This is a genomic window from Streptomyces sp. AK02-01A (assembly GCF_033795305.1).
Classification (GTDB): Bacteria; Actinomycetota; Actinomycetes; order Streptomycetales; family Streptomycetaceae; genus Streptomyces.
In genome coordinates this window covers 1-2,493 of record NZ_JARBAE010000109.1, presented here as the reverse complement: position 1 = coordinate 2,493, position 2,493 = coordinate 1, and the positions used below count along the sequence as shown (strand labels likewise).

Annotated in this window: 1 rRNA gene; it reads right to left on the bottom strand. The window is 56.4% G+C overall.

Annotated features, from left to right (window positions below):
* Window positions 1-21 precede the first annotated feature (21 nt).
* Window positions 22-2,493, bottom strand: a 23S ribosomal RNA gene (locus PV679_RS35910); the annotation flags it as partial.

Genomic DNA, 2,493 nt, shown 5'->3' with positions numbered 1-2,493 from the left:
ACACAGTGGACGCGAGCAACTGAGGACAAGCCCTCGGCCTATTAGTACCAGTCAGCTTCAACCGTTACCGGTCTTCCACATCTGGCCTATCAACCCAGTCGTCTACTGGGAGCCTTAACCCCTCAAGGGGGTGGGAGTCCTCATCTCGAAGCAGGCTTCCCGCTTAGATGCTTTCAGCGGTTATCCCTCCCGAACGTAGCCAACCAGCCATGCCCTTGGCAGAACAACTGGCACACCAGAGGTTCGTCCGTCCCGGTCCTCTCGTACTAGGGACAGCCCTTCTCAAGACTCCTACGCGCACAGCGGATAGGGACCGAACTGTCTCACGACGTTCTAAACCCAGCTCGCGTACCGCTTTAATGGGCGAACAGCCCAACCCTTGGGACCGACTCCAGCCCCAGGATGCGACGAGCCGACATCGAGGTGCCAAACCATCCCGTCGATATGGACTCTTGGGGAAGATCAGCCTGTTATCCCCGGGGTACCTTTTATCCGTTGAGCGACGGCGCTTCCACAAGCCACCGCCGGATCACTAGTCCCGACTTTCGTCCCTGCTCGACCCGTCGGTCTCACAGTCAAGCTCCCTTGTGCACTTACACTCAACACCTGATTACCAACCAGGCTGAGGGAACCTTTGGGCGCCTCCGTTACCCTTTAGGAGGCAACCGCCCCAGTTAAACTACCCATCAGACACTGTCCCTGATCCGGATCACGGACCCAGGTTAGACATCCAGCACGACCAGAGTGGTATTTCAACGACGACTCCACCTGAACTGGCGTCCAAGCTTCACAGTCTCCCACCTATCCTACACAAGCCGAACCGAACACCAATATCAAACTATAGTAAAGGTCCCGGGGTCTTTCCGTCCTGCTGCGCGAAACGAGCATCTTTACTCGTAATGCAATTTCACCGGGCCTATGGTTGAGACAGTCGAGAAGTCGTTACGCCATTCGTGCAGGTCGGAACTTACCCGACAAGGAATTTCGCTACCTTAGGATGGTTATAGTTACCACCGCCGTTTACTGGCGCTTAAGTTCTCAGCTTCGCCAACCCGAAGATTGACTAACCGGTCCCCTTAACGTTCCAGCACCGGGCAGGCGTCAGTCCGTATACATCGCCTTACGGCTTCGCACGGACCTGTGTTTTTAGTAAACAGTCGCTTCTCGCTGGTCTCTGCGGCCACCCCAAGCTCACACCGTAAAGATGATCACCCAGAATGGCCCCCCTTCTCCCGAAGTTACGGGGGCATTTTGCCGAGTTCCTTAACCATAGTTCACCCGAACGCCTCGGTATTCTCTACCAGACCACCTGAGTCGGTTTAGGGTACGGGCCGCCATGAAACTCGCTAGAGGCTTTTCTCGACAGCATAGGATCATCCACTTCACCACAATCGGCTCGGCATCAGGTCTCAGGCACAAATTGCACGGATTTACCTGCACAACGCCCTACACCCTTACCCCGGGACAACCACCGCCCGGGCTGGACTACCTTCCTGCGTCACCCCATCGCTTACCTACTACCACCTCGGTTCAGCGGCTCCACCACTCCCCTTCACCCGAAGGCTCCAGGACGGCTTCACGGCCTTAGCATAAATGGATTCGATACTGGGCGTTCCAAAGCGGGTACCGGAATATCAACCGGTTGTCCATCGACTACGCCTGTCGGCCTCGCCTTAGGTCCCGACTTACCCTGGGCAGATCAGCTTGACCCAGGAACCCTTAGTCAATCGGCGCACACGTTTCCCACGTGTGTATCGCTACTCATGCCTGCATTCTCACTCGTGAACCGTCCACCACTCGCTTCCACGGCGGCTTCACCCGGCACACGACGCTCCCCTACCCATCACAGTCCCCGTTGGGGGTATGTACTGCAATGACACGACTTCGGCGGTACGCTTGAGCCCCGCTACATTGTCGGCGCGGAATCACTTGACCAGTGAGCTATTACGCACTCTTTCAAGGATGGCTGCTTCTAAGCCAACCTCCTGGTTGTCTCTGCGACTCCACATCCTTTCCCACTTAGCGTACGCTTAGGGGCCTTAGTCGATGCTCTGGGCTGTTTCCCTCTCGACCATGGAGCTTATCCCCCACAGTCTCACTGCCGCGCTCTCACTTACCGGCATTCGGAGTTTGGCTAAGGTCAGTAACCCGGTAGGGCCCATCGCCTATCCAGTGCTCTACCTCCGGCAAGAAACACACGACGCTGCACCTAAATGCATTTCGGGGAGAACCAGCTATCACGGAGTTTGATTGGCCTTTCACCCCTAACCACAGGTCATCCCCCAGGTTTTCAACCCTGGTGGGTTCGGTCCTCCACGAAGTCTTACCTCCGCTTCAACCTGCCCATGGCTAGATCACTCCGCTTCGGGTCTTGAGCGCGCTACTAAAACGCCCTATTCGGACTCGCTTTCGCTACGGCTTCCCCACACGGGTTAACCTCGCAACACACCGCAAACTCGCAGGCTCATTCTTCAAAAGGCACGCAGTCACGAC